Source organism: Aeromonas sp. HMWF016, assembly GCF_963878195.1.
GTDB lineage: Bacteria > Pseudomonadota > Gammaproteobacteria > Enterobacterales > Aeromonadaceae > Aeromonas > Aeromonas lacus.
In genome coordinates this window covers 114,703-140,730 of the sequence record NZ_CAWNWX010000122.1, presented here as the reverse complement: position 1 = coordinate 140,730, position 26,028 = coordinate 114,703, and the positions used below count along the sequence as shown (strand labels likewise).

Below are 26,028 nucleotides of genomic sequence, written 5' to 3'. Positions count from 1 at the left end.
GTCATAAAAAAGCCCCCGCCATTGCTGGCGGGGGCTTGTTATCTATGCGGAGCGAGTCTGGCTCGCTCGCAGAGCGTTAGCGGTTGTTCACCCGCTCGTGCAACTCCTGCACCGAGTTGACGCTGGCAGTGGCATCCACGCTGATGGCCATGCAGGTCGCGAATGCCTCGTTCATGGTGGTGGTATACGCCACCTTGTTCTGCAGGGCGGCGCGGCGCAGCTGCTTGGAGTCCTCGATGGCCACCCGCCCTTCGGCGGTGTTGACGATGTAGGTGTACTCGCCATTCTTGATGCGGTCGAGAATGTGCGGGCGACCTTCGTGCACCTTGTTGACCAGACGCGGGTTGATGCTCGCCTCGCCAAGCGCCACTGCGGTGCCGTGGGTGGCGTCGAGCTCGTAACCCAGCTCCAGCAGCTTGGCGGCCAAATCGACCACTTGCGCCTTGTCACTGTGACGCACAGACAAGAGGGCACGACCCTCTTTCGGTACGGCGTGGTTGGCACCCAGCTGCGCCTTGGCATAGGCCTCGGCAAAGCTGCTGCCTACACCCATCACCTCACCGGTAGAGCGCATCTCCGGCCCCAGCAGCGGGTCAACACCCGGGAACTTGGCGAACGGCAGCACCACCTCTTTCACCGAGTAGTAGGGCGGGATGATCTCTTTGGTAAAGCCCTGCTCTTTCAGGCTCTGACCAGCCATCACGCGGGCGGCAATCTTGGCTAGCGGCGCACCGGTCGCCTTGGAGACGAACGGCACGGTACGGGCGGCACGCGGGTTCACCTCGATGAGGTAGATGTCATTGCCCTTGACCGCGAACTGCACGTTCATCAGGCCGATAACGCCGAGCTCCAGTGCCAGTTTGCGCACCTGCTCGCGGATCTCATCCTGAATCTTCTTGGACAGGGTGTAGGGCGGCAGGGAGCAACCGGAGTCACCGGAGTGGATACCGGCCTGCTCGATGTGCTCCATGATGCCGCCGATGACTACATCGGTACCGTCGCAGATGGCATCCACGTCCAGCTCGGTGGCATCGTCCAGGAAGCGGTCCAGCAGTACCGGCGATTCGTTGGAGACGCTCACCGCCTCGGCGAAGTAGCGACGCAGGTCGGTCTCGTCGTAGACGATCTCCATGGCGCGGCCACCCAGCACGTAGGAGGGGCGAACCACCAGCGGGTAGGTGATGCGCTCGGCCACCACAACCGCCTGCTCCAGCGCGGTGACAGTGCCGTTTTCCGGCTGCTTGAGGCCGAGGCGCTCAACCGCGGACTGGAAGCGTTCGCGGTCTTCGGCGCGGTCGATGGCATCCGGGCTGGTACCGATAATCGGCACGCCGTTGGCTTCGAGCGCACGGGCCAGTTTCAGCGGGGTCTGACCACCGTACTGGACGATGACGCCCTTGGGTTTTTCGATGCGCACGATTTCCAGCACATCTTCCAGGGTCACCGGCTCGAAGTAGAGGCGATCCGAGGTGTCGTAATCGGTAGATACGGTCTCCGGGTTGCAGTTGACCATGATGGTCTCGTAACCGTCTTCGCGCAGGGCCAGCGCCGCGTGCACGCAGCAGTAGTCAAACTCGATGCCCTGACCGATACGGTTCGGGCCGCCACCGATGACCATGATCTTGTCACGGTTGCTCGGGGCCGCTTCGCACTCCTCGTCATAGCTCGAATACATGTAGGCGGTGTTGGTGGCGAACTCGGCGGCGCAGGTATCGACCCGCTTGTAGACCGGGAAGATATTGTGGCGGGCACGCAGCTTGCGCACTTCGCCTTCGGCCACTCCGAGGATCTTGGCCAGACGCGCATCGGCAAAGCCCTTGCGCTTGAGGGCGCGCAGGAAGTCCGCATCGAGACCGGCCATGCCGCGCTCTTTCACCTCTTCTTCCAGTTTCACCAGCTCTTCAATCTGCACCAGGAACCAGGGGTCAATCTTGGTCAGCTTGAAGATGCCGTCCATGGAGAGGCCGGCACGGAAGGCATCGGCGATGTAGAAGATACGCTCGGCACCAGCATCCTGCAGCTCGTGACGGATGCGGGTCAGGGAGTCCGGGGCGTTCAGATCCACCATGGGGTCGAAGCCCGCCTTGCCGGTCTCGAGACCACGCAGCGCCTTGTGCAGGGACTCCTGGAAGTTGCGACCGATGGCCATCACTTCACCGACCGACTTCATCTGGGTCGTCAGGCGGTCATTGGCACCAGCGAATTTTTCGAAGTTGAAGCGCGGGACCTTGGTGACCACGTAGTCGATGGCCGGCTCGAAGGAGGCCGGGGTGCGGCCACCGGTGATGTCGTTCATCAGCTCGTCGAGGGTGTAACCGATGGCGAGCTTGGCTGCGATCTTGGCGATGGGGAAACCGGTCGCCTTGGAGGCCAGCGCGGAGGAGCGCGACACCCGCGGGTTCATCTCGATGATGACCATGCGGCCATCTTTCGGGTTGATACCGAACTGGACGTTGGAGCCGCCGGTCTCGACGCCGATTTCGCGCAGCACCGCCATGGAGGCGTTGCGCATCAGCTGGTACTCCTTGTCGGTCAGCGTCTGGGCTGGCGCGACCGTGATGGAGTCACCGGTGTGGATACCCATGGGGTCGAAGTTTTCGATGGCGCAGACGATGATGCAGTTGTCGTTGCGATCCCGCACCACCTCCATCTCATACTCTTTCCAGCCAATCAGCGACTCATCGATGAGCAGCTCTTTGGTCGGCGACAAGTCCAGACCGCGCTCGCAGATCTCGACGAACTCTTCGGTGTTGTAGGCGATGCCGCCACCTGAGCCGCCCATGGTAAAGGAGGGACGGATGATGCAGGGGAAGCCGACCATCTGCTGCACGCCCCACGCCTCTTCCATGTTGTGGGCGATGCCGGCACGCGGGCACTCCAGGCCAATGCTGCGCATCGCCTTGTCAAAACGGGAGCGGTCTTCGGCCTTGTCGATGGCATCGGCGGTGGCACCGATCATCTCGACACCGAACTCGGCCAGCACGCCATGCTTCTCCAGTGCCAGAGCGCAGTTGAGCGCAGTCTGGCCGCCCATGGTGGGCAGAATGGCGTCCGGGCGCTCTTTCTTGATGATTTCGCGTACCACTTCCCAGGTGATGGGCTCGATGTAGGTGGCGTCCGCCATCTCCGGATCGGTCATGATGGTGGCCGGGTTGGAGTTGACCAGAATGACGCGGTAGCCCTCCTCGCGCAGGGCTTTGCACGCCTGGGCGCCGGAGTAGTCAAATTCGCAGGCCTGGCCGATGACGATGGGGCCGGCGCCGAGGATCAGGATGCTCTGAAGGTCGTTACGTTTTGGCATGAAACTCTTTCCTCTATTCCTTAGGCGCGATACTGCTTAATCAATTCAATAAAGTGGTCAAAGAGACCGGCACAATCGTGCGGGCCCGGGCTCGCTTCGGGGTGACCCTGAAAGCTGAAGGCCGGACGGTCGGTGCGATGGATGCCTTGCAGCGACCCGTCGAACAGGGAGACGTGGGTGGCGCGCAGGCAATCCGGCAGGCTGTTCTCATCCACCGCAAAGCCGTGGTTCTGGGCGGTGATCATCACTGTGTTGTCGTCGAGGCTCTTCACCGGGTGGTTGGCACCGTGGTGGCCAAACTTCATCTTGACGGTCTTGGCACCGGAGGCCAGACCCAGCAGCTGGTGACCCAGACAGATGCCAAACACCGGGGTATTGGTGCCGAGGAAGGTCTCGATGGCTTCGATGGCATAGTCGCACGGCTCGGGGTCGCCGGGGCCGTTGGAGAGGAAGATGCCATCCGGGTTCAGCGCCAGTACCTCGGCAGCCGGTGTCTTGGCCGGAACTACGGTCAGGCGGCAACCACGGTCAACCAGCATCCGCAGAATGTTGCGCTTGACGCCGAAATCGTAGGCCACCACGTGGTATTTCAGCTGGTCGGCATCCGGGGTGACGTGCCCCTTGCCAAGCTGCCAGCTCCCTTCGGTCCAGTTGTACGCTTCACCAACCGTCACCTCTTTGGCCAGATCCATCCCCTTCAGACCGGGGAAGGCGCGGGCCTGTTCGAGTGCATAGGCTTCATCAACCTGTTTGCCCGCCAGAATGCAGCCAGCCTGGGCGCCTTTTTCGCGCAGGATGCGGGTCAGTTTGCGGGTGTCGATGTCGGCGATGCCAACGATGTTGTGAGACTTGAGGTATTCGGAGAGGGATTGCTGATTGCGGAAATTGGAGGCAAGTATCGGAAGGTCCCGGATGATCAATCCCTGAGCATGGATTTGACTGGACTCTTCATCTTCGCTGTTGGTGCCGGTGTTGCCTATATGGGGGTAAGTGAGGGTGACTATCTGACGGGAATAAGAGGGATCGGTGAGGATTTCCTGATAGCCCGTCATCGACGTATTGAAAACCACTTCACCAACGGAACATCCCTCGGCGCCTATCGACACGCCTTTGAATACAGTTCCATCTTCCAGCACTAGCAATGCAGTGTGATTCAAGACAACCTCCAGTTATTTAGCTTTAAATTCAGCAATTTACCTGGGTGTTGCGGGCTCGGTTCCGGCCTTGGACAGGACTCGAACCCGGCAGATTTCTGGCAAATTGGGCGCATTCTACTTAAAAAAAGTGGCATTTCAACGTCTTTTCTTAGATGAAATGCATCTAAATTCAATAAAAAGGCAACATTACCCATTATCTATGCACTCAATTGCTTTTCAAGCCCCTACGGTAAAAGAAAATTTGAAATCAGACCAAAAACCTTCACAAACCACAACAAAATAGACAAAAGGTAACTTTAAATCATTTTAAAACAACAAATTAAAATCAACGCAAAGAATAATCCAAGTGAAGAAAGGTGCCTTTTACGTGTGGTTTTGTTGACACACAAAACAGCAAACGTTTTTCCATGTTTGAATTTTTAGTCCATTTTGAGTGATGTGAAAAAATGGCTACAGATGCCGTAAATGCATCAAAGATTGTTACCTCGCAATGACATTTCACGGCGATAAAAGGAGTGAACAAAATGAAATGATTGTTTTTGCCTGACTGAATCAAAAGAAGCGTACTAACCAGCATTTGTGTAACTTTCTGTTCAGCAAACAGCAAAAACCCCGGCAAGCCGGGGTTTGGTCAGACAGGATGATCAGACAGACTAAAGTGGAGTAATCACTTCAGATTGAGCACATCCTGCATGTCATAAAGACCGGCGCCCTGCTGGCGCAGCCACTTGCCGGCGCGCACTGCACCGTTGGCAAAGGTAAGACGGCTGGAGGCCTTGTGACTGATCTCCACCCGCTCGCCGATGTCGGCAAACATGACGGTGTGCTCACCCACCAGATCGCCGGCGCGGATGGTGGCAAAGCCGATGGTGTTGCGATCCCGCTCGCCGGTGATCCCCTCGCGGCCATAAACAGCGCACTCTTTCAGATCCCGGCCCAGCGTCTTGGCCACTACCTCGCCCATGGAGAGGGCAGTGCCGGACGGCGCATCCACCTTGTGTCTGTGGTGCCCTTCGATGATCTCGATATCGGTATAGTCGCCCATTACCTTGGCGGCCTGCTCCAGCAGTTTGAACACCAGATTGACCCCGACCGAGTAGTTGGAGGCGAACACGATACCGATCTGCTTGCCCGCCTCTTTAAGGGCGGCTTTACCTGCCTCGTCAAAGCCGGTGGTGCCAATCACCATCTGCTTGTTATGGGCCAGCGCAAAGGCCAGATTGGCCAGGGTCACCTCGGGGCGGGTGAAGTCGATGATAAGGTCAAACTGGTCGCGCACCTTGTCGAGGCTGTCGCTGATGGCCACACCCAGATGACCCAGCCCGTTGAGATCGCCAGCATCCAGACCGATCACCGCCGACCCCGGCCGCTCCAGCGCCGCGCCAACCACCACCCCTTCGGTGTTGGTGACAGCCTCCAGCAGCACCTTGCCCATACGACCATTACAGCCCATCACGGCCACACGGATCGGATTGTCCATCTCCACCCTCTCATCTCTTTATTATGGAAAGAGACCGTTTTACCAGCCTGCGTCTGCTTTGAAAAGCCCGCCGTGCGCCAGCTGACGGCACCGACAAATAGACAGACTTTTCTTTTAAATCCGAATATTTAACGGATTTAATCAGAACAACCAAATCGACCGATAAAAAACCTTATCCATCTGGACGTCTATCTTGACCGGGCAGGGTTGACTCACTACTGTGGGCCCCCCGATGCGGCAGGATGCCTGCGCTGTTTTCCCCTATCCCGACCCGATAAAGGCACAAAGCAGTTCACGACAGGAGGTCATTGTTCAATTTCAGAGGAACACATGATCCAGACCCAACCCAGTGCCAGGGCCTTGCTGCCGCTACTGGTCTTTCTCGCACTCTTCATCGGTACCGGTACCTGGCTGACCCTGCAAGGGGTCGAGTTCGCCTTCTATCAACTGCCCGCCCCTGTTGCCGCCCTGCCTGCCGTGATGCTGGCCCTGCTGCTGGGCAAAGAGGGCTTCAACAGCAATCTGGAGACCTTCTTCAAAGGGGTCGGCCACAGCAACATCATGGCGATGTGCCTTATCTATCTGCTGGCGGGCGCCTTTGCCAGCGTGGCAAAGGCCACCGGCGGCGTTGACGCCACCGTGGCGCTCGGTCTGTCGCTTATCCCCGGCTGGGCCCTGCTGCCCGGGTTGTTCCTCATCTCCGCCTTTATCGCCACTGCCATGGGTACCTCCATGGGCACCATAGGTGCCGTGGCGCCGGTGGCCCTCGGCGTGGCGCAGGCGGCCGGTATTGATCCTGTGCTGATGGCAGGCACCATCCTCTCCGGCGCCATGTTTGGCGACAACCTCTCCATCATCTCCGACACCACCATCGCGGCGACCCGCAGCCAGGGATGCGAGATGAAGGACAAGTTCCGCGAGAACTTCAAGATTGCCGCCCCTGCCGCCATTGCGGTGATCCTGCTCTATCTGGCGCTCGGCTCCGTCGGCGCGGCGCCCGCCAAGGCCGGGGCAGTTGACCTGCTCAAGGTGATGCCCTACCTGCTGATCCTCGGTCTGGCGCTCTCTGGCATGAACGTGTTCGTGGTGCTGGGGATCGGCATTGTCGCCGCTGGCGCCGTCGGCATGATCAATGGCTACGCCATCGGCCAGTTCAGCAAGGATATCTATCAGGGCTTTACCGGCATGCAGGAGATCTTCCTGCTCTCCATGCTCATCGGTGGCCTCGGCGCCCTGATGGAGCGTCAGGGTGGACTGGCCTGGATAAGCGATCGCATCGGCGCCCTGATTGCCCGCTTTACCCGCAGCCACCATGGCGAGCAGAACGAGAAAGCGGCCGAGCTCGGCATCGCCGGAGTTGTGAGCCTCACCAACCTCTGCACCGCCAACAATACCGTCGCCATTATCGTTGCGAGCAAGGTCGCCCGCGATCTGGCCGAACATCACGGCGTCACCCCGCGCCGCGCCGCCTCCATGCTGGATATCTTCTCCTGCGTGATCCAGGGTCTCATCCCCTGGGGGGCACAGGCGCTGCTGCTGGGCTCCATCTTCGCCCTGTCACCGCTGGCGGTAGTGAGCATGAGCTTCTACCCGATGGCGCTGGCACTGGCCGCGCTGGTCGCCGTCTTTGTCAAACACCAGATGCGCCAGCGTTGATCCTGTGGGTACCGGCCCTCGTCGGTACCCGCTTTTCACCCCGTCCCCACGAGAGAATATGTTAAGGTAAGGGCCATGTACGCCCTGCCGTCCATTGCAGTCAGCCCGGAGGTTCCCCATGCAAGAGTCCCAGCCCGAACGTCAATCTCTTCGCCAACTGGTACGTCAACGCAGAAAGAGCCTTAGCCCGCTCGAACAGCAACAGGCAGCCCAACAGCTGCTGAGCCAGTTCAAACAGCACCCCGAGATCCTCGCCGCCAAGCGCATTGCCCTCTATCTGGCCAATGACGGGGAGATCAACCCCCTACCCGCCATCCACTGGCTGTGGGCCCAGCAGAAAGAGGTCTATCTGCCGGTGCTCCACCCCTTTACCCCCGGTCACCTGCTCTTCTTGCGCTACACCGCCACCAGCCCCATGGTGCGCAATCGCTACGGCATCGAAGAGCCCGAGCTGGATATGCAGCAGGTGGTGCCCCATAGCACGCTGGATCTCATCTGCACCCCGCTGGTCGCTTTCGATGGCGACGGCAATCGCCTCGGCATGGGGGGCGGCTACTACGATCGTACCCTCGCCATCTGGCATGAGCACAGGATGGGCCCCAAGCCGTTGGGGATTGCCCACGACTGTCAACAGGTGGATGCGGTACCGCAGGAAGTGTGGGATGTGCCGCTGCCGCAGATCATCACCCCGAGCCGTTGCTGGCGCTTTGAATAGGCTGTTTTGGGCCAGCTGACCCGGCTTTGTGCGCGCAAACGCAGAATAAACAGGCAAACGATTTACTTCCTGCCCCTTTTTGCCCCGGAACGTGAGCAACATGGTCGCGACGGGCTACGGGGTTGGATATAATGCGCCCGCTTTTTTCTTAAGGAACGATCATGACTCAAGATGAAATGAAGAAGGCGGCCGGTTGGGCTGCGCTCAAGTATGTGGTTCCCGGCACCATCGTCGGGGTGGGCACCGGCTCTACCGTCAACCACTTTATCGACGCGCTGGCGACCATGAAGGACGAGATCAAGGGGGCGGTATCCAGCTCCGTGGCCTCTACCGAACGCCTCAAGGGCTTCGGCATCACCGTGTATGATCTCAACGAGATCGACGCCCTCTCCGTCTACGTGGATGGCGCCGACGAGATCAACGGCACCCGCGACATGATCAAGGGCGGCGGCGCAGCCCTGACCCGCGAGAAAATTGTCGCCGCCGTGGCCGACAAGTTCATCTGCATCATCGACAACACCAAAACCGTCGACGTGCTGGGCCAGTTCCCGCTGCCGGTCGAGGTGATCCCCATGGCCCGCGAATACGTCGCCCGCGAGATCAAGAAGCTGGGCGGCAACCCGGTCTGGCGTGAAGGCGTGGTGACCGACAACGGCAACCACATCCTGGATGTGAAGGATATGGCCATTACCGACGCCAAAGGGCTGGAAGTACAGCTCAACGCCATCGTTGGCGTGGTCACCAACGGCCTGTTCGCCCACCGTGGCGCAGACGTGGTGGTGATCGGCACCCCGGAAGGCGTGGTTATCCAGTAATCCCCCCGTGGATGCAAGACGGCGCCTCATGGCGCCGTTTTTATTTATTCCTCAACAAGTTGCAAAGCTCCGTTTACAACAATCGTTGATAACTTCAAAGAATTTGACTTTCGTCACAAATATTCCCTCTCCCAAACGTTTTTGCTACTTTACGGTTTTCTTCGCACACCAAATCTGCACTTACGTTTGCACATACAGAGGGATCGTCATGACCGCCAAGTTTTCATTGGACAAGGATAAAATCAAGGTACTGCTGCTGGAGGGGGTTCACCCCAACACCGTAGAGACCTTTCGTGCCGCAGGTTACACCAGTGTGGAGTATCTCAAGACCTCGCTCTCCGAAGAGGAGCTGATCGAGCAGATCCGTGACGTGCATTTCATCGGGCTGCGCTCGCGCACCCAGATCACCGAGAAGGTGCTCGACGCCGCCAGCAAGCTGGTCGCCATCGGCTGCTTCTGCATCGGTACCAATCAGGTCGAGCTGGAAGCGGCCCAGATCCGCGGCATTCCGGTTTTCAACGCCCCCTTCTCCAACACCCGCTCGGTCGCCGAGCTGGTTCTGGGCGAGATCCTGCTGCTGCTGCGCGGCATCCCCGAGAAGAACGCCAAGTGCCATCGCGGAGTATGGGAGAAGCTGGCCAACCGCTCGGTGGAAGCGCGCGGCAAGAAGCTCGGCATCATCGGCTACGGCCATATCGGCACCCAGCTTGGCATCATCGCCGAGAGCATCGGCATGAAGGTCTACTACTACGACATCGAGAACAAGCTCTCGCTGGGTAACGCCATTCAGGTGCCGAGCATGGTCGAGCTGCTCAATATGTCTGACGTCATCAGCCTGCACGTGCCGGAAACCTCCTCCACCAAGAACATGATCGGTGCCGAGCAGCTGCGGATGATGAAACCGGGCGCCATCTTCATCAACGCCGCCCGCGGTACCGTGGTGGATATCGACGCGCTGGCTGACGTCATCAAGAGCGGCCATATTGCCGGCGCCGCCATCGACGTCTTCCCGGTCGAGCCCAAGTCCAATGACGAGGAGTTCCAAAGCCCGCTGCGTGGCCTGGAGAACGTGATCCTGACCCCGCACATCGGTGGCACCACCCATGAAGCGCAGGAGAACATCGGGCTGGAAGTGGCCAACAAGCTGGTCAAATACTCCGACAACGGCTCCACCCTCTCTGCAGTCAACTTCCCGGAAGTGTCGCTGCCGGGCCACAAGGGCTCCAGCCGCCTGCTGCACATTCACCGCAACCAGCCGGGCGTGATGAACCAGATCAACCAGATCTTCGCCGAAGAGGGGATCAACATCGCCGGTCAATACCTGCAGACCAGCAGCCATATCGGCTACGTGGTGATCGACGTGGAGACCGAGCACAGCGAGAAGGCGCTCGCCAAGCTCAAGGAGATCAACGGCACTATCCGTGCCCGCATCCTCCACTGATAAGCCCTTATCTGCGCAGTAAAAAGCCCGTCGTGATGACGGGCTTTTTTATGTTGCAGAGCCTAAATCGTGTTCGCTCCCTTCTCCCCTCGCGGGAGAAGGGGGACAAGATATGTGCTCTACCACAATCCCAACAGATTGCGCCCCACCAGCGCCCCCCACACCAGCGCATTGAGAGCCAGCGCGATAAAGACGGCGGCAGAGCCGAGATCTTTGGCGCGGCCGGAGAGCTCGTGATGCTCGGGGCCGATGCGATCGACCACCGCCTCGACGGCGGAGTTGAGCACCTCGACGATCACCACCAGCCAGCTGATGATGATGAGCAGCAGGATCTGGTTGAGGGAGTCGCCAATCCAGAAGGCCAGCGGCATCAACAGCAGGATCAGCATCAGCTCCTGCCGAAACGCCGCCTCGTTGATCCAGGCTGACCTGAGTCCTTTCATGCTGTAACCGGCTGCATTGATGATGCGGGTGACCCCGGTTGCCCCTGGCTTTGCCACGCTATCTACCTCATTTGGAATCGATTTTGGCTTCACATCCTATCAGAGCCCCCCAAGGTTTCAATCGGTGGACTTTTGCTTTATTTTATCCCTTTGCATTTTCGCCCCCTGCGGCTGACACCACCCACTCGAGACTTGAGTTGTATGTCCATTCACACAGATGAATTGCGCACCCGTCGCCTGGAGTCACTGATCACTCCGAGCGAGCTTGCCCACGCGTTTCCGATCACCGACACCGTTGCCCAGAATCTGCTGGATGCCCGTCGCGAAGTGGAGGCCATTCTGGCCGGAGAAGATCAGCGCCTGCTGGTCATTGTCGGCCCCTGCTCCATACACGATCCTGCGGCCGCCCGCGAATATGCCCAGCGCCTCAACGCCCTGCGCGAGCAGTATAAAGAGAGCCTCTGCATCGTGATGCGCACCTATTTCGAAAAGCCGCGCACCATCGTCGGCTGGAAAGGGCTCATCAACGATCCGCGCCTCGATGGCAGCTTCGATGTCAACGAAGGGCTGAAACTGGCGCGCAAGCTGCTGGTCGATATCAATGAGCTCGGCATGCCCACCGCCACCGAGTTCCTCGACATGGTGACCGGCCAGTATATTGCCGACCTCATCACCTGGGGCGCCATCGGCGCGCGTACCACCGAATCCCAGGTACACCGCGAGATGGCCTCAGCCCTCTCCTGCCCGGTCGGCTTCAAGAACGGCACCGACGGCAACACCCGCATCGCCATCGATGCGGTGCGCGCAGCCCGCCACAGCCACATCTTTTACTCCCCGGACAAGGACGGCAAGATGACCATCTACCGCACCGCCGGCAACCCCTTTGGTCATGTGATCCTACGTGGCGGCCACCGCCCCAACTACGACACCGCCAGCATCGACGAAGCGTGCGAAGCGCTGGCCGATGTGGGCCTGCCGGAGCGGCTGGTAGTCGATTTCAGCCACGGCAACAGCATGAAGGATCACCGCCGTCAGCTGCTGGTGGCACAGGATATCTGCGATCAGCTGCGCCGCGGCCGCACCGGCATCGCCGGTATCATGGCCGAGAGCTTCCTGGTGGAAGGGCGGCAGGATGTGGAGAACGGCTGCGCCGCGACCTTTGGCCAGAGCATCACCGATGCCTGCCTGTCGTGGAGCGACACGGAAACCCTGCTGACCATGCTGGCAGAAGCCGCGCAGGTACGCCTGAGCAAGCTGGCGCGCTAACCCGCGTTACCCGAGATACACAAAGGGCCGGATATCCGTGATATCCGGCCCTTCTTTTTTTGCCTGGCCACCCTTATCCATTCGCACAATCCCTCCCGTCAGATCGGGCAACCCACTCACAGGGCCCGCCACCGCCTGCAAACGGCCGACTCGCTACCAACACGATGGGCATAAATTGAATTTATGGATTTTCCCTAGATGACCAAACTTTTACTTATACCGAGCCATTGACCGCTCAGGCTGCTCACGATTGGTCGCAACGGGCACCCAGAGAGCACCCTCCGATCAGGGAGATGGGTTAGCAACCGGTATAAGGTGGCAAATCGTGAAGCAGGGAGCCCCTGCAGCGGGCAATACAGGCACCGAGGCGCCGGTGTCGGCGCCTCCGTCACTTACAGCGTGGGCATAAACCAGACCCGCCCCGCCGCTTCGATGCGGTCGGTGCGGATCTGGAACACCTGCTCCAGCAGCGCCTCATCCACCAGCTCGACGCCCCCCTCACGCACCACGCTGCCCTGTTGCAGGCAGAGAATGCGGTCTGCCCAGTCGATGGCCAGATTGATATCGTGGATGGCGAGCACCACCAGCAGTCCCTGCCCGGCCAGCTTCTTCAGCAAGCGCAACAGCGCCAGCTGATGATGCAGGTCGAGCCCTGCCAGCGGCTCATCCAGCAGTAGCGCCTTGCCGGTCGGGTTGAGGCTCGGCCACACCTGCAGCAGGGTGCGGGCAATCAGCACCCGCTGCTGCTCGCCCCCCGACAGCCGACTGAAGTCGCGGGCAAGCAGCGCTTCCAGCTCCAGCGCCTCGCACAGCGCCTTGATCGCCTCGTTCTGTTTGGCAGGCGCAACCCCCTGATCGAGCCCCAGACTCAGCACCTGAAACACCGGGATATGAAACAGCTGGGGTTGGCGCTGGGGCAACATGGCGCGCCGCTGCGCCAGCTCCGGCCAGCTCAGCGCCGCGATCGGCTCGCCACCGATCTGCACACTCCCGCCAGCCGGCAAGATGCCGGCCAGGGCACCAAGCAGGGTCGATTTGCCACTGCCGTTGGGGCCGAGCAGGGCCACCAGCTGGCCGTCCTGCCAGACGATATCGAGGGGGGCGAGTCGGTTGGCGACGGTGAGCCCCTGCGCGGCCAGCAGGGGAAGGCTTGGGCGCAGTTCATCACGAGGCGGCATGGGCATCTTGTCTCAGCAGCAGATAGATAAAGAGCGGCGCACCGACCGAGGCGGTGATAACGCCGATGGGCAGCTCGCCGGCATTCAAGGCAGAGCGTGCCACCAGATCGGCGGCCAGCAGCAGGGCCCCACCGCCGAGCGCCGAGGCTGGCAGCAGGAAACGCTGATCGCTACCGCCACAGAGCCGCAGCAGATGGGGCACCACCAGCCCGACAAAACCGATAACCCCGCACAGCGACACCGCCAACCCGGTGAGCAGGCAGACCGCCAGCACCAGCCGCACCCGCATCTTGTCAACATCCATCCCCATCAGGCGGGCCTGGGTCTCCCCCAGCAGCAGCTGTTGCAACACCTTGCCCTGGCGGCAGAGCCAGAGCAGGGTGAGCGGCAACAGCAGCCACCACCAGCCAAGCTGCTGGCTGCCATAAGAGAGGCTACCCATCATCCAGAACATGAACTCACGCAGCGAGCTGTCGTCGGCGAAATAGAGCAGCCAGGTCATGGCGGCATTGGTGAGAATGCCGATAGCGACGCCAAACAGCAGCAATCTGGCATGGCCGAGCCGAGCGCGCCGCGCCAATCGAATGAGCAGCATGGTCACCAGCAGGGCGCCACCAAAGGCTGCCAGCGACAGCCCCCAGCCGGGCAGATAGAGCCCGAGGGATTTGGCCACCGCCATCGCCACCATGGCGGCCAGCCCTGCTCCGCTCGAGACGCCAAGCAGTCCGGGTTCGGCTACCGGATTGTGCAGCATCACCTGCAGCACGGCGCCACCACAGGCGAGCGCAGCGCCAGCCAAAAGGGCCAGTAAAGCGCGCGGCAAGCGCAGCTCCAGCAAAATGCGCTGCTCAAGCTCCCCCAGCGGCTGCCAGGGGAGCAGCACGAATTCCCCCCACGCGAGTGAGAAGAGAAAAAGCAGCAGGGTCAGCAGCAAGAGGCCAAGCAGCCAACGCCGCTGCCAGCGCTGCTGGCGCGCAACAAGTGAGAGATACAAGCCGGTTCCCCGCAACGAAAGAGGGTTTCTCCCCCGGCTGGCCACTTTGGCCGCAGAGGAGAATCGAGAGGGGGAATGATAACAGCGCCGTGCTACCCGAGGTCAAGGCTGATAGGGTCTGGCGATTTGCTGGATCTCGCCGTTTACCACCAGCTTTTGCAGCGCCTTCGCCAACGGCACCTTGAGATCCTGATAGGGTGAGCGCTTGCTCATCCCGAGATACAGGGTGATGGGACGAGCTGGCCGGTAAGGGGCTTTGGCCAAGGCAAGGGCCGGCTCGCGGCTCAGGGCGTAATCAACCTGACAGTCGGTGCCAATCATCAGCGGCAGGTGGCCGCGCTGCACCATCCGCAGCAGCTGATCCTCGGTAGCGACCCCGTGCTTGTCGAGTCGGGTATCGCTGTCAAACGGTTCAAAGTAGGCGGAGTTAAGCACGAATCCCACCTTGACTCCCAGCAGATGGCTGTATTGCTCGAGCCGGGCCACCTGCTCCCGCTTGCCATAGAAGGCGGGCCAACACTGGTAGTAGGCCGGTTGCAGATAATCGATAAATTGTGCCCGCTCCGGGGTATGGGCCAGCCCAATCATCAGGTCAACCTGTCCGGTCTGCATCTGTTTGAGCGCCCGCCCCCAGGGCATCCGTTTCACCTGCAGCCGGATGCCGCTCTCTTGCTCCAGCCGGTGCAGGATCTCGATATCAATCCCCTGCAGCTGACCATCCGGCTGCAAAATGCGAAAAGGGGGCCAGACATCGGTCGCGACCGTCAGCGTCGGCATCGCATTGACCCACCCGGCAGCAAACAACAGTAACAGCACAATCCTGTGTAACTTGCCCATTCCGCACCAACCTCGCACGGCTCATCCTGATAGCTTAAAAATACCCTGCCCTACCGCGTATGAAAACAACCGGTTCAGGGATAAAATGCGCCGAATTTGCGAGGAGAACCCAATGAACCCGATTTTCACCAGTATCGGTCTGCTGCTGTGCAGCAACGTCTTCATGACCTTCGCCTGGTACGCCCACCTCAAAAGCATGAATCACAAACCCTGGATCATCGCCGCTCTGGTGAGTTGGGGCATCGCCCTGTTCGAATACCTGCTGCAGGTACCCGCCAACCGCATCGGCCACACCGTGCTCTCCGTAGGGCAGCTCAAGATCCTGCAGGAGGTGATCACCCTCACCGTGTTCGTCCCCTTCTCCATCTTCTATCTGAAAGAAGATCTGAAATGGGACTACCTGTGGGCCGGGCTCTGCATTCTGGGCGCCGTCTTTTTTGTCTTCCGCGAGAAACTGACCGGCGCCTGACGCTGTACACTCAATGACATTCGAAGTAATGGCATCTGCTTGATAGACGAGGCAAAACCATGGAATTGCGAGACATGTTACAGACCCTGGCCAAACAGGATGGCTCAGACCTCTATCTGTCGACCGGCGCTCCGCCCTGCGCCAAATTCAACGGGGTACTGCGCCCCCTGAATGAGACGCCGCTCAACCCGGGCGATGTGGCGGCCATTGCCGAGGCCATCATGGACAAGGAGCAGAAGGAGCAGTTCGAGCGCGAGCTGGAGATGAACCTCGCCATCTCGCTGCCGCAGATCGGCCGTTTCCGGATCAACATCTTCAAGCAGCGCAACGAAGTGTCGCTGGTGGCACGCAACATCAAGACCGAGATCCCCCGCTTCGAAGATCTGAAACTGCCCCCCGTGCTGCTCGACACCATCATGGAGAAGCGCGGCCTGGTACTGTTCGTTGGCGGCACCGGCTCGGGTAAATCGACCTCGCTGGCGGCCCTTATCGACCATCGCAACCGCAACAGCGGCGGCCACATCATCACCATCGAAGATCCGGTGGAGTTCGTCCATCGCCATCGCAAGAGCATCATCAATCAGCGGGAGGTTGGCGTGGATACCCGCAGCTTCCACGCCGCCCTGAAAAACACCCTGCGTCAGGCGCCGGACGTCATCCTTATCGGGGAAATTCGCGACCGCGAGACCATGGAGCATGCGCTGGCCTTCTCCGAAACCGGCCACCTCGCCATCTCCACCCTGCACGCCAACAACGCCAACCAGGCGTTGGACCGCATCATCAACTTCTTCCCGGAAGAACGCCGCCCCCAGCTGCTCAACGACCTTGGCAACAACCTCAAGGCCTTTGTCTCCCAGCGGCTGGTGAAAACTACCGATGGCGGCCGCCGCGCGGCGGTGGAGATCATGCTGGGCACCCACACCATCCGCGACATGATCAAACGCGGCGAGTTTGGCGGCCTCAAGGAGGTGATGGAGAAATCCAAGGCACTCGGCATGGTCACCTTCGACAGCGCCCTGTTCGATCTGGTGGTGGAAGGGGTGATCGACGAGGAGGAGGCGGTCAAGAACGCCGACTCGGCCAACAACCTGCGCCTCAAGATCAAGCTATGGAAAGAGAAGGGACAGATCGCCAGCAGCAGCGATGCCACCGGCTGGAGTCTGGAGCCGACCAAGGACGAGAAGGGCGACCATTTCTAACCCCGTTTATCTGCCGGCACAGCTTCTGTTGTGCCGGCAACCTCTCCCCTGCTCCACTCACCGCCTTAACACCAGCGCCGCACCTGCTGGCAATAGCGAGCATACTCTTCGCCGAATCGGGCACGGAGCAGCCGCTCCTCCGGCATGATCTGGAAACGGGTCAGCCAGAGCGCCAGCAGTGCCGGACCAGCCCAGACCCAGACGCCCCCGAGATAGCAGCCCCAGGCGGCCAGCCAGCAGAACAGCCCCAGATACATGGGATTGCGGCTGATGCGATAGACGCCGCCGGTAACCAGATGACGGGTTTCATGCGGCCGGGTGGGGCTGACGGTGGTCTTGTGATGCCTAAAGCGAAACAGGGCGCCAAAGCCCATGATGGCCCCCGCAACAAACAAAAGGGCGATGAGGCCCCACATTCCCATCCCGGGGTGTGCCTCTCCCCTTACCCACCACATGGCTGCAGCACAACAGACAAACACCAGTGGCGGTGGCAGGCGCAACTCCATATTGACCATTTTTTTCCCCTGAAAAGTGTCGGAACAACCACGCCTGCGGTAGACTCAATCGCTTGTCCAAGTCTGCCGAGAGTGACAAAGATCATAATAATAACAACAAGTTGACGTTGAACTACAGCCAATGTGACCAACTCGACCCACACTATCCTCACGCGAACAACAAAAAGGAACCACCATGCACAAGAAGACACTGCTGGCCACTCTGATCCTGGGCCTGCTGGCCGGTCAGGCCATCGCGGCCCCTTACCTGCCGCTGGCCAGCGATCACCGCAACGGCGAAGTCCAGACCGCCAGCAATGCCTGGCTGGAAGTCGATCTCGGCGCCTTCGAGCACAATATCCAGACCCTCAAGGATCGCCTCGGTGACAAGGGGCCGAAGATCTGCGCCATCATGAAGGCGGACGCCTACGGCCACGGCATCGACCTGCTGGTCCCCTCGGTGGTCAAAGCCGGCATCCCCTGCATCGGCATCGCCAGCAATGAGGAGGCCCGTGTCGCCCGCGAGAAGGGCTTCACCGGCCGTCTGATGCGGGTGCGAGCTGCCACACCGGATGAGGTCGAGCAAGCGTTGCCCTACAAGATGGAGGAGCTTATCGGCAGTCTGGTCAGTGCCCAGGGCATTGCCGATATCGCCCAGCGCCACCACACCACCATTCCGGTGCATATCGCCCTCAACTCCGCCGGCATGAGCCGCAACGGCATCGATCTGCGGCTGGCCGACTCCAAGCAGGATGCGCTGGCCATGCTCAAGCTCAAGGGGATCACCCCGGTCGGCATCATGACCCACTTCCCGGTGGAGGAGAAAGAGGACGTCAAAATGGGTCTGGCCCAGTTCAAGCTGGACTCCCAGTGGCTGCTGGAAGCGGGCAAGCTGGATCGCAACAAGATCACCATCCACGCCGCCAACTCCTTCGCGACACTTGAAGTACCGGACGCCTACTTCGACATGGTGCGCCCGGGCGGCCTGCTCTACGGTGATTCCATCCCCTCCTACACCGAGTACAAGCGGGTGATGGCGTTCAAAACCCAGGTTGCCTCCGTCAACCACTACCCGGCCGGTAACACCGTCGGTTATGACCGCACCTTCACCCTCAAGCGCGACTCCTGGCTCGCCAACCTGCCACTCGGTTACTCCGATGGCTATCGCCGGTCACTGAGCAACAAAGCCTATGTGCTGATCCAGGGCCAGAAGATGCCGGTGGTCGGCAAGACCTCCATGAACACCATCATGGTGGATGTGACCGACCTGAAAGGGGTGAAACCCGGTGACGAGGTGGTGCTGTTTGGCCACCAGGGAAATGCCGAGGTGAAGCAGGCGGATCTGGAGGAGTACAACGGCGCCCTGCTGGCGGACATGTACACCATCTGGGGCTACACCAACCCCAAGAAGATCAAGCGCTAAGCAGATCTTTGCTATAAAAAAGGGCTCCCGCGGGAGCCCTTTTGCTTGTTTGCCAATTATGCCGTTTTCTTGCGGGTCACCCAGAGGCTCAACCCCATGGAAGCCAGCAGGATCAGCGCGACCACGCCCAATGCGATGCCGGTCGGGATCTTGAAGATATCCAGCAGCAGCATCTTGACCCCGATAAACATCAGGATCAGCGCCAGACCGTACTTGAGCAGGGCAAAACGCTCGGCAACCCCCGCCAGCAGGAAGTACATGGCACGCAGACCCATGATGGCGAAGATGTTGGAGGTGAGCACGATAAAGGGATCCGTGGTCACCGCGAAGATGGCCGGGATGCTGTCTACCGCAAAGATAAGGTCGCTCACCTCTACCAGCACCAGGATCAGCAGCAAGGGGGTGGCATAGCGCACACCGTCACGCCAGACGAAGAAGTTCTCCCCCTCCAGGGTCTCGGTCACCTTGAAGCGACGACGCATCCAGCCCAGCAGCGGGTTGTTGGCCAAGTCAGGCTCCTTGTCGGCCGCCCACAGCATCTTGGCACCGGTCAGCAGCAGGAAGGCGCCGAACAGGTAGAGGATCCAGTGGAACTGCTCGATAAGCCAGCTACCCGCAAACACCATACCGGCCCGCATCACGATGGCACCCAGTACCCCGTAGAGCAGCACCCGGCGCTGCAGCTCGGCCGGAATGGCAAAGTAACCGAACAGCATCAGCCAGACGAAGACGTTGTCCACCGCCAGCGCTTTCTCGATGAGATAGCCGGTGAGGAACTCCAGCCCCTTCTGGTTGGCAATTTCACGGCCAGCGCTGTGATCCAGCCAGAGCCAGATAGCCAGGTTGAAGAGCAGGGCCACACTGATCCAGATAAGGGACCAGACACCCGCTTCTTTGAGAGACACCTTGTGTGACTTGCCGCCACCGACAAAGCGTATGTCTATCCACAACAGGACCAGCACTATGCTGAAGAAACCGGTCCACATCCACCATTCACCCATGTTCACCTCTCCCAAAAACGACAAAACCCACGTCCGAGAGGCGTGGGTTTGCGTTTAGAGCAGATACACCTTGCCTCTCGGCAAGGTCTCACTTACAGCCCATTTTCATCGACTGCCCGGCTGCCGGGTACACCTCAATGGATGCACCGTAATGACGACAAACCGGCGAGAAGTTACTCCCCTTGTTGCGCGGATATTAACAGCGGAAAAATATAACGCCAAGAGACATCTTCATCTGTGGCCAAAATTAATCGGGGCACCACCAAGGTGCCCCGTAAACAGGTTCAACACATCGCCATCAGAGCGGGTCGACCTTGAGGCAAGAGACGGCGTGATCGAAGTTTCCCTCCAGCACAGGGCGGGTCTTGGCACACTCGGGGCCAGCCACCGGGCAGCGGGTGCGGAACACGCAACCTGATGGCGGATTCATCGGCGATGGCAAGTCCCCTTCCAGGATCTGGATCACCTTGTTGCGCTCCAGCTCCGGATCAGGGATCGGCACCGCCGACATCAACGCCTTGGTATAGGGATGCAACGGATTGGCAAAGATCTCCTTGCGGGTCCCCAGCTCAACGGCATTGCCCAGATACATCACCAGCACCCGATCGGAGATGTGTTTGACCACCGACAGGTCGTGGGCGATGAAGATGAGCGACAGCCCCATCTCCTTTTGCAGCGACTTGAGCAGGTTGACCACCTGAGCCTGGATAGAGACGTCGAGCGCCGACACCGGCTCATCGCAGATGATCATCTTGGGCTCGAGGATCAGCGCCCGGGCGATACCGATCCGCTGGCACTGGCCGCCAGAGAACTCGTGCGGGTAACGGTTGACCAGGTTGGGCAACAGCCCCACCTTGCTCATCATGGCCCGCACCTTCTCCTTCACCTCTTCCCGCGGCAGGTTGGGATAGAAGGTGATGAGCGGCTCGGCAATGATGTCACCTATGGTCATACGCGGGTTGAGGGAGGCCAGCGGATCCTGGAAAATCATCTGGATCTCTTTACGCTTCTCGCGCAGGGCATTCTGGTCGAGCTTGGTAAGATCATCACCCAGCCACACCACCTTGCCCGCTGTCGCCGGCACCAGGCCGATGATGGCGCGGGCAAAGGTAGATTTGCCGCAACCGGATTCACCCACCACCCCGAGGGTTTCCCCTTCGTAGAGACGCAGGGTAACACCATCGACCGCCTTCAAATCGGACGGCTTGGCCCATGGCCACGCCTTGCCACTCTTGATACTGAAGTGCACCTTGAGGTCAGACACTTCCAACAGCAATTTCTTCTCGGCACCCATTTAGTTGGCCCCCTTATTCATGGCATCCGATACCCAGTGGCAGGCACGCTCTCGGCCGTCGTTGAACGGCGTCAGGATTGGCGACTGCTGGCCGCAAATCTCGCTCACCCGGTGGCAACGCTCCTGGAAAGGGCAGCCGGTGGGCAGACGCAGCAGGTTGGGCGGATTGCCCGGGATGGTGGGCAGCACTTCCCCTTCGGTATCGAGACGGGGAATGGCGCGCAGCAAACCTTCGGTATAGGGGTGGCTCGGGCGATAGAAGATATCGTCCACCTTGCCGTACTCCATGGTACGACCGGCATACATCACCAGCACCTTGTTGCAGATACCGGCGACCACGCCAAGGTCATGGGTGATCATGATGATGGCGGTGTTGAACTCGCGCTTGAGCTCGTTCATCAGGGTCATGATCTGGGCCTGTACGGTCACGTCGAGCGCGGTGGTCGGCTCATCAGCGATCAGCAGTTGCGGCCGGCAGAGCAGTGCCATGGCGATCATCACCCGCTGGCGCATACCGCCGGAGAACTCGTGGGGGTACATCCCCATCCGCTTGCGCGCTTCAGGGATCTTCACCGCATCGAGCATACGCACCGACTCCTCGAACGCCGCAGCCTTGTTCATCCCCTTGTGCAGCATCAGCACTTCCATCAGCTGATCCTGCACCTTCATGTAGGGGTTGAGCGAGGTCATGGGGTCCTGGAAGATCATGGCGATCTTCTCGGAGCGGATCTTGTTGAGCTTGGACTCAGGGAGATTGAGGATCTCTTCGCCCTGAAATTTGGCGGAACCGGTGATCACGCCGTTCTTGGCCAGCAATCCCATGATGGCAAACGCGGTTTGGGATTTGCCGGAACCGGACTCGCCGACGATCCCCAGAGTTTCACCGGCGGAGAGAGAAAAGTTGAGGTCGTTGACCGCCACCACATTGCCATCCGGGGTCTTGAACTCGACCCGCAGATCTTTTACATCCAGTAATTTCATAAAAACTCCTTATCGATCTTTCGTGACGTTTTCCTGTCGATCCGATTCGCTGTCAGCGATGCGTGGCCGCGCTCTTGCGGGCAGCCACTTGCCGCCTTGATTAGCGATCCTTCGGATCGAGGGCGTCACGCAGACCATCCCCGAGGAAGTTGAAACAGAACAGGGTCACCACCATGAAACCGGCGGGGAACAGGAGTTGCCAGATGGCCACTTCCATCGACTTGGAGCCTTCATCCAGCAGAGCGCCCCAGCTGGTCATGGGCTCTTGCACGCCCAGGCCAAGGAAGCTCAGGAAGGATTCGAACATGATCATCCCGGGCACCAGCAGGGTGGCGTAGACCGCCACGATCCCCAGTACGTTGGGTACGATGTGACGGGTGATGATCTTCCACTTGGAGACACCGCAGACGTGGGCCGCCTCGATGAACTCCTTGCTCTTGAGGCTCAAAGTCTGGCCACGCACGATCCGCGCCATGTCGAGCCAGCTCACCGCCCCGATGGCGATAAAGATGAGCGCCAGATTGCGGCCAAAGAAGGTGACCAGCATGATGACAAAGAACATGAAGGGGAAGGCGTTGAGGATCTCCAGTACCCGCATCATCAGGCTGTCGACCCGCCCGCCGATAAAGCCGGAGGCGGCGCCATAGAGGGTGCCGATAATGACGGCCACCATGGCCCCCATGATGCCGACCATCAGCGAGATGCGGCCACCCAGCAGGGTTCGCACAAACAGATCGCGGCCCAGACTGTCGGTACCGAAGTAGTGACCCGCTTCGATGTCCGGCGCACTCTGCATGGCACCCCAGTCGGGATCGTCAAAGGTGTACTGGGAGAGGTGCGGCCCAACAATGACCGCCAGACCGATGATGGTCAGGATGATCAGGCTGGTGAGCGCCGCCTTGTTGCGCAGGAAACGGCGACGGGCATCCTTCCACAGGGAGCGCCCCTCCACCACTTCCACTTTCTGCGCGAACGCCTCGACGGCTTCGCGTTTTTCTGTTGAAACAACCATGATGCACTCCCGAATTAGTAACGGATCTTGGGATCGATAAAGGCATAGAGAATATCGACCACAGCGTTAAAGGTGATGGTGAGGGCGCCGACCAGAATGGTCAGACCCAGTACCATGGAGTAATCACGGTTAAGGGCACCGTTGACGAACAGCTGACCGATCCCCGGCAGACCGAAGATGGTTTCGATCACCACGGAGCCGGTGATGATGCCGACAAAGGCCGGGCCAAGATAGGAGACCACCGGCAGCATGGCCGGACGCAGCGCGTGCTTCAGGATGATATGGCGCAGCGGCAGCCCCTTGGCGCGGGCGGTGCGGATGAAGTTGGAGTTCATGGTCTCGATCATGCTGCCACGCATGATCCGCGAGATGGCGGAGATGTAGTACATCATCATGCCGAACACCGGCAGCACCATGAACTGTACGCCACCACCCTGCCAGCCTCCGGCCGGCAACCAGCCAAGATGGATACTGAAGATAAGCACCAGCAAGGGCGCCAGCACAAAGCCCGGGATCACCACCCCGGCCATGGCCGACGACATCAACAAATAGTCGATGATCGTGTTCTGTTTCAGCGCCGCTATGGTGCCGAAAGTGACCCCCAGCGTTACGGCAAAAATAAAGGCGAAGGTACCGATCTTGGCGGAAACCGGCAGAGCCTGGCTCACCAGATCGTTGACGGTAAAGTCCTTGTACTTGAAGGAGGGGCCGAGATCACCCTGCACAAGGTTGCCCAGATAGGTGAGATATTGCATCCCGATCGGCTTGTCGAGGCCATATTTGGCTTCGATGTTGGCCATTACTTCGGGGGGGAGCGAGCGCTCGCTGCTAAAGGGGTTACCCGGGGCGAAACGCATCATGAAGAAGGAGACGGTGATCAAGACCAGCAGAGTCGGGATCGCTTCCAGTAGACGTTTAAAAATGAATTTCAACATAGACAATTCCTGTCCTGTACTGCTTCCAAAGGGTCGCGGTTGTAATAAAGGCCCGCCGTCCGGCGGGCCTGCTTGTTATGCGACTTGTAACGAAAATCAGTGAGCGATGATGTACATGTCTTTGCTGTAGAGGTTATCCAGCGGGTTGGCCGGGTAGCCGCCTACATAGGGTTTCACCATACGGGCAGTCACGTACTGGTAGATGGGGGCAATCGGCATGTCCTTGGCCAGGATCTCTTCGGCCTGAACATAGAGCTTGTTGCGGGCAGCCACATCAACCTGATCGCGAGACGAGTCCATCAGCTTGTCAAACTCCGGATTGGAGTATTTGCCGTCGTTATTGCCGTGGGTGGTCTGCATCAGATCCAGCATGGAAGAGGCTTCGTTGTAGTCGGCAATCCAGCCGGCACGACCTACATCAAACTGACCCTGCTTCTTGGTCTCCAGATAGGTTTTCCACTCCTGGTTGACCAGGCTCACCTGCACGCCCAGCTTCTTCCACATGGAAGCAACGGCGACCGCTACTTTCTTGTGGTTGTCGTCGGTGTTGTAGAGCAGCTCGAACTTCAGCGGCTTGCTGGCATCGAAACCGGCCTCTTTCAGCAGCTCTTTTGCCTTGGCATCGCGCTCGGCCTGGGTCATCTTCGACCATTCCGGAGCCACCGGCTTGAAGCCATCCACAAAGTCCGGCACCAGGGTGTAACCCGGTGTCTGGCCCTGACCCATCACCTTGTCGGCAATCACGTTACGATCGATGGCATAGGAGAGCGCAGTACGCACACGTACGTCATCAAACGGCTTCTTCTTGAAGTTGTACTGGTAGTAGTAGGTACCAACGTAGCCAGTCACCTTCAGCTCATCCGGCTTCTCTTTCTTCATCTGCTTGAAGCGCTCGATGGGCATCTGGTAAGTCATGTCCACTTCGCCGGCCAGATAGCGGTTCAGATCGGAGTTGGTGGACTGGATCGGCAGGTAGGTCACCTTGTCGATCACTGTCTTGCCGTTGTTCCAGTAGTTGGGGTTGCGAACCACATCAACCCGCTCGTTCACGACCCAATCTTTCAGCTGATAGGCACCGTTGGATACCATGTTGCCGGGCTGGGTCCACTTGTCACCAAACTTCTCGATCACCTTCTTGGGTACCGGGTAGGTGGTGGTGTGGGAGAGCATGCTGACAAAGTAAGGGATGGCTTTCTCGAGCTGCACCTCGAAGGTGTAGTCGTCCACCGCTTTTACGCCCAGAGTGTCGGCTGGTTTCTTGCCGGCAATGATCTCGGAAGCGTTGATGATGGTCGGGATCTCCAGATACCAGGAGTAAGGAGAGGCGGTTTTCGGATCGACTGCGCGTTTGAATGCAAATTCGAAGTCGTGGGCAGTGACCGGATCACCGTTGGACCACTTGGCATCTTTACGCAGGTGGAAGATGTAGTGTTTGTTGTCCTTGGTTTCCCAGGATTCAGCTACCGCAGGCAGGATCTCGCCTTTGGGACCGGAGGCAACGAGACCTTCAAACAGGTCGCGCAGGATATTGGATTCGACCGTTCCTTCGGTCTTGTGCGGGTCAAGGGTCGCAGGCTCGGAGCCGTTGCCTTTTACCAGCTGCTGAACATCAGCCAGCTTGGTTCCCGCCGGGACATCGGCAGCCTGTGCCATATTGATGCCACCAAACAGTGCAGCCATCAGCAATGTGTTAATAATTGTTTTTTTATGAGTCATTTCCATACTCCAACAAGAACATTCCATGCGTTCATTTAAGTGGCGGGCATTGACCCCGCTCCCAGCATAATTCCCTGCCAATTCCGATATTGCAATAGATATTGTCAGGACAATCATCACTTTGCGGTCAAAAAATCAGCTGCCAGCCTGTTTTTCAGAATGAAAATGCCACCGGCATGTTCATTTTTTAAACAAGCGTCCGATTCTAAAAAACGGTGACC

At 59.3% G+C, this 26,028-nt stretch carries 22 protein-coding genes; 8 read left to right on the top strand and 14 right to left on the bottom strand.

Annotated features, from left to right (window positions below; all coding sequences use genetic code 11):
- Positions 1 to 76: 76 nt before the first annotated feature.
- The 3 genes from carB to dapB form a co-directional block, all read right to left on the bottom strand.
- Positions 77 to 3,301: a carbamoyl-phosphate synthase large subunit gene (carB, locus tag AACS24_RS21325; RefSeq protein ID WP_108571925.1), complete on the bottom strand. Its 3,225-nt coding sequence runs from the start codon at positions 3,299 to 3,301 to the stop codon at positions 77 to 79.
- A 20-nt stretch (positions 3,302 to 3,321) separates the two neighbouring features.
- The gene (gene carA / locus AACS24_RS21320) at positions 3,322 to 4,458 is read right to left on the bottom strand and encodes a glutamine-hydrolyzing carbamoyl-phosphate synthase small subunit (RefSeq protein ID WP_108571924.1); all 1,137 of its coding nucleotides are present in this window, start codon (positions 4,456 to 4,458) and stop codon (positions 3,322 to 3,324) included.
- Positions 4,459 to 5,125: 667 nt separating this feature from the next.
- Positions 5,126 to 5,938: a 4-hydroxy-tetrahydrodipicolinate reductase gene (gene dapB, locus AACS24_RS21315; RefSeq protein ID WP_041208985.1), complete on the bottom strand. Its 813-nt coding sequence runs from the start codon at positions 5,936 to 5,938 to the stop codon at positions 5,126 to 5,128.
- Positions 5,939 to 6,268: 330 nt separating this feature from the next.
- On the opposite strand from dapB, the gene AACS24_RS21310 reads away from it, so the two are divergent.
- From AACS24_RS21310 to serA, 4 genes are all read left to right on the top strand, one after another.
- Positions 6,269 to 7,594 (top strand): Na+/H+ antiporter NhaC family protein, encoded by a 1,326-nt coding sequence (locus tag AACS24_RS21310; RefSeq protein WP_041208560.1) that lies wholly within the window; start codon positions 6,269 to 6,271, stop codon positions 7,592 to 7,594.
- Positions 7,595 to 7,712: 118 nt separating this feature from the next.
- Complete coding sequence (locus AACS24_RS21305; protein WP_043849489.1) at positions 7,713 to 8,309, top strand: 5-formyltetrahydrofolate cyclo-ligase; 597 nt, start codon at positions 7,713 to 7,715, stop codon at positions 8,307 to 8,309.
- Between the two features lie 161 nt (positions 8,310 to 8,470).
- The gene (rpiA, locus tag AACS24_RS21300) at positions 8,471 to 9,124 is read left to right on the top strand and encodes a ribose-5-phosphate isomerase RpiA (protein ID WP_108571923.1); all 654 of its coding nucleotides are present in this window, start codon (positions 8,471 to 8,473) and stop codon (positions 9,122 to 9,124) included.
- Between the two features lie 208 nt (positions 9,125 to 9,332).
- Positions 9,333 to 10,565, top strand: a complete 1,233-nt coding sequence (serA, locus tag AACS24_RS21295; RefSeq protein ID WP_181364260.1) for a phosphoglycerate dehydrogenase — start codon at positions 9,333 to 9,335, stop codon at positions 10,563 to 10,565.
- Between the two features lie 119 nt (positions 10,566 to 10,684).
- On the opposite strand, the gene AACS24_RS21290 is transcribed toward serA, so the two are convergent.
- A complete protein-coding gene (locus tag AACS24_RS21290; protein WP_033114340.1) occupies positions 10,685 to 11,065 on the bottom strand; it encodes a diacylglycerol kinase in 381 nt (126 codons plus the stop codon).
- Between the two features lie 144 nt (positions 11,066 to 11,209).
- On the opposite strand from AACS24_RS21290, the gene AACS24_RS21285 reads away from it, so the two are divergent.
- Positions 11,210 to 12,274, top strand: coding sequence for a 3-deoxy-7-phosphoheptulonate synthase (locus AACS24_RS21285; RefSeq protein ID WP_041208564.1), 1,065 nt, complete (start codon positions 11,210 to 11,212; stop codon positions 12,272 to 12,274).
- A gap of 392 nt (positions 12,275 to 12,666) precedes the next feature.
- On the opposite strand, the gene AACS24_RS21280 is transcribed toward AACS24_RS21285, so the two are convergent.
- From AACS24_RS21280 to AACS24_RS21270, 3 genes are all read right to left on the bottom strand, one after another.
- On the bottom strand, positions 12,667 to 13,452 hold the full coding sequence (locus tag AACS24_RS21280) for an ATP-binding cassette domain-containing protein (protein ID WP_181364259.1): 786 nt from the start codon (positions 13,450 to 13,452) through the stop codon (positions 12,667 to 12,669).
- A complete protein-coding gene (gene btuC, locus AACS24_RS21275) occupies positions 13,439 to 14,446 on the bottom strand; it encodes a vitamin B12 ABC transporter permease BtuC (protein WP_108571921.1) in 1,008 nt (335 codons plus the stop codon). The genes AACS24_RS21280 and btuC overlap by 14 nt, the downstream gene beginning before the upstream one ends.
- Before the next feature lie 102 nt (positions 14,447 to 14,548).
- Positions 14,549 to 15,283, bottom strand: coding sequence for a substrate-binding periplasmic protein (locus AACS24_RS21270; RefSeq protein ID WP_108571920.1), 735 nt, complete (start codon positions 15,281 to 15,283; stop codon positions 14,549 to 14,551).
- A gap of 112 nt (positions 15,284 to 15,395) precedes the next feature.
- Here AACS24_RS21270 and AACS24_RS21265 point away from each other — a divergent pair, with 112 nt between their 5' ends.
- Positions 15,396 to 15,752: a DMT family protein gene (locus tag AACS24_RS21265; protein ID WP_005302630.1), complete on the top strand. Its 357-nt coding sequence runs from the start codon at positions 15,396 to 15,398 to the stop codon at positions 15,750 to 15,752.
- Positions 15,753 to 15,811: 59 nt separating this feature from the next.
- Positions 15,812 to 16,951: a type IVa pilus ATPase TapW gene (tapW, locus tag AACS24_RS21260; protein WP_041208567.1), complete on the top strand. Its 1,140-nt coding sequence runs from the start codon at positions 15,812 to 15,814 to the stop codon at positions 16,949 to 16,951.
- A gap of 65 nt (positions 16,952 to 17,016) precedes the next feature.
- On the opposite strand, the gene AACS24_RS21255 is transcribed toward tapW, so the two are convergent.
- Positions 17,017 to 17,466, bottom strand: a complete 450-nt coding sequence (locus AACS24_RS21255) for a methyltransferase family protein (RefSeq protein ID WP_108571919.1) — start codon at positions 17,464 to 17,466, stop codon at positions 17,017 to 17,019.
- Between the two features lie 175 nt (positions 17,467 to 17,641).
- On the opposite strand from AACS24_RS21255, the gene alr reads away from it, so the two are divergent.
- Positions 17,642 to 18,868 (top strand): alanine racemase, encoded by a 1,227-nt coding sequence (gene alr / locus AACS24_RS21250; RefSeq protein ID WP_108571918.1) that lies wholly within the window; start codon positions 17,642 to 17,644, stop codon positions 18,866 to 18,868.
- 56 nt (positions 18,869 to 18,924) lie between these two features.
- On the opposite strand, the gene AACS24_RS21245 is transcribed toward alr, so the two are convergent.
- The 6 genes from AACS24_RS21245 to AACS24_RS21220 all read right to left on the bottom strand — a co-directional run bounded on the left by AACS24_RS21245 (position 18,925) and on the right by AACS24_RS21220 (position 25,807).
- Positions 18,925 to 19,869, bottom strand: coding sequence for a TerC family protein (locus AACS24_RS21245; RefSeq protein ID WP_108571917.1), 945 nt, complete (start codon positions 19,867 to 19,869; stop codon positions 18,925 to 18,927).
- A 298-nt stretch (positions 19,870 to 20,167) separates the two neighbouring features.
- On the bottom strand, positions 20,168 to 21,163 hold the full coding sequence (oppF, locus tag AACS24_RS21240; RefSeq protein ID WP_033114332.1) for a murein tripeptide/oligopeptide ABC transporter ATP binding protein OppF: 996 nt from the start codon (positions 21,161 to 21,163) through the stop codon (positions 20,168 to 20,170).
- Positions 21,164 to 22,144, bottom strand: coding sequence for an ABC transporter ATP-binding protein (locus AACS24_RS21235; RefSeq protein ID WP_041208572.1), 981 nt, complete (start codon positions 22,142 to 22,144; stop codon positions 21,164 to 21,166).
- 100 nt (positions 22,145 to 22,244) lie between these two features.
- Positions 22,245 to 23,156: an oligopeptide ABC transporter permease OppC gene (gene oppC, locus AACS24_RS21230; protein WP_041208573.1), complete on the bottom strand. Its 912-nt coding sequence runs from the start codon at positions 23,154 to 23,156 to the stop codon at positions 22,245 to 22,247.
- 14 nt (positions 23,157 to 23,170) lie between these two features.
- Complete coding sequence (oppB, locus tag AACS24_RS21225) at positions 23,171 to 24,091, bottom strand: oligopeptide ABC transporter permease OppB (protein WP_033114329.1); 921 nt, start codon at positions 24,089 to 24,091, stop codon at positions 23,171 to 23,173.
- Positions 24,092 to 24,187: 96 nt separating this feature from the next.
- The gene (locus AACS24_RS21220) at positions 24,188 to 25,807 is read right to left on the bottom strand and encodes an ABC transporter substrate-binding protein (protein ID WP_108571916.1); all 1,620 of its coding nucleotides are present in this window, start codon (positions 25,805 to 25,807) and stop codon (positions 24,188 to 24,190) included.
- Positions 25,808 to 26,028: the final 221 nt, after the last annotated feature.

Bases quoted from the DNA above. Each gene is read 5' to 3' on its own strand.
- carB (WP_108571925.1), bottom strand. From the start codon at position 3,301: ATGCCAAAACGTAACGACCTTCAGAGCATCCTGATCCTCGGCGCCGGC.
- dapB (WP_041208985.1), bottom strand. From the start codon at position 5,938: ATGGACAATCCGATCCGTGTGGCCGTGATGGGCTGTAATGGTCGTATG.
- AACS24_RS21310 (WP_041208560.1), top strand. From the start codon at position 6,269: ATGATCCAGACCCAACCCAGTGCCAGGGCCTTGCTGCCGCTACTGGTC.
- AACS24_RS21305 (WP_043849489.1), top strand. From the start codon at position 7,713: ATGCAAGAGTCCCAGCCCGAACGTCAATCTCTTCGCCAACTGGTACGT.
- rpiA (WP_108571923.1), top strand. From the start codon at position 8,471: ATGACTCAAGATGAAATGAAGAAGGCGGCCGGTTGGGCTGCGCTCAAG.
- serA (WP_181364260.1), top strand. From the start codon at position 9,333: ATGACCGCCAAGTTTTCATTGGACAAGGATAAAATCAAGGTACTGCTG.
- AACS24_RS21285 (WP_041208564.1), top strand. From the start codon at position 11,210: ATGTCCATTCACACAGATGAATTGCGCACCCGTCGCCTGGAGTCACTG.
- AACS24_RS21280 (WP_181364259.1), bottom strand. From the start codon at position 13,452: ATGCCGCCTCGTGATGAACTGCGCCCAAGCCTTCCCCTGCTGGCCGCG.
- AACS24_RS21270 (WP_108571920.1), bottom strand. From the start codon at position 15,283: ATGGGCAAGTTACACAGGATTGTGCTGTTACTGTTGTTTGCTGCCGGG.
- AACS24_RS21265 (WP_005302630.1), top strand. From the start codon at position 15,396: ATGAACCCGATTTTCACCAGTATCGGTCTGCTGCTGTGCAGCAACGTC.
- tapW (WP_041208567.1), top strand. From the start codon at position 15,812: ATGGAATTGCGAGACATGTTACAGACCCTGGCCAAACAGGATGGCTCA.
- AACS24_RS21255 (WP_108571919.1), bottom strand. From the start codon at position 17,466: ATGGTCAATATGGAGTTGCGCCTGCCACCGCCACTGGTGTTTGTCTGT.
- alr (WP_108571918.1), top strand. From the start codon at position 17,642: ATGCACAAGAAGACACTGCTGGCCACTCTGATCCTGGGCCTGCTGGCC.
- AACS24_RS21245 (WP_108571917.1), bottom strand. From the start codon at position 19,869: ATGGGTGAATGGTGGATGTGGACCGGTTTCTTCAGCATAGTGCTGGTC.
- oppF (WP_033114332.1), bottom strand. From the start codon at position 21,163: ATGGGTGCCGAGAAGAAATTGCTGTTGGAAGTGTCTGACCTCAAGGTG.
- AACS24_RS21235 (WP_041208572.1), bottom strand. From the start codon at position 22,144: ATGAAATTACTGGATGTAAAAGATCTGCGGGTCGAGTTCAAGACCCCG.
- oppC (WP_041208573.1), bottom strand. From the start codon at position 23,156: ATGGTTGTTTCAACAGAAAAACGCGAAGCCGTCGAGGCGTTCGCGCAG.
- oppB (WP_033114329.1), bottom strand. From the start codon at position 24,091: ATGTTGAAATTCATTTTTAAACGTCTACTGGAAGCGATCCCGACTCTG.
- AACS24_RS21220 (WP_108571916.1), bottom strand. From the start codon at position 25,807: ATGACTCATAAAAAAACAATTATTAACACATTGCTGATGGCTGCACTG.